Raw genomic sequence first — 766 nt, forward strand, 5'->3', positions numbered from 1 at the left:
CTCTAGACGCTTTTCCCAAAACGAGGCGTTTTTAATCCCTAATTTAACTGGGTCAAATGTGATTTTTCCGCCTTTTTTCTTCTGATCCTCATAATCGCTCAAACATAACAAAGCTGGCTTAGCTACAAAGAAAATAGCTAAAATACCCAATATGTTAATCCAAGCCATTAAGCCAACGCCAATATCTCCAATAGTCCAAATATAACCTGAATTATTAACCATACCGTATGCAACCATGAACATAATCACAAATTTCACAAGGACAAGCGGGATATTGCCTTTAAAGTAACGATTTAAGTAAGCAATATTTGTCTCTGCAATGAAGTAATAAGCAAGTATTGTGGTAAAGGCAAAGAAGAATAATGCAATACCGACAAATGCTTGTCCAAAGCTGCCAAATACACTAAATAAAGCCATTTGAGTAAAGGCTGCTGAGCCTACTTCAGTCGCTGCATCGACATTTTGTACAATAAACTGTCCTGCTGGTAAATCACCCACAACATTATATTGCTGCGTTATTAAAATCATTAATGCTGTTGCAGTACACACAAAAATGGTATCAACATAAACCGAAAAAGCTTGTACTAAACCCTGTTGAGCTGGGTGATCAACCTCTGCAGCGGCTGCAGCATGAGGCCCACTACCTTGGCCAGCTTCATTAGAATATATACCACGCTTTACGCCCCAACCAATAGCGGCACCAAAACCAGCCTGTGCAGTAAATGCATCACTAATAATTAAATAGAATATATCAGCTACTTTATCT

Annotated in this window: 1 protein-coding gene; it reads right to left on the reverse strand. The window is 38.5% G+C overall.

What is annotated here, in order from left to right:
* Nucleotides 1–766: alanine:cation symporter family protein (locus H5072_RS20755; RefSeq protein WP_182694675.1), on the reverse strand; the 766-nt coding region annotated here is incomplete at both ends.

Origin of the sequence: Pseudoalteromonas sp. SR45-5 (assembly GCF_014163565.1) — a bacterium.
Lineage (GTDB): Bacteria > Pseudomonadota > Gammaproteobacteria > Enterobacterales > Alteromonadaceae > Pseudoalteromonas > Pseudoalteromonas distincta.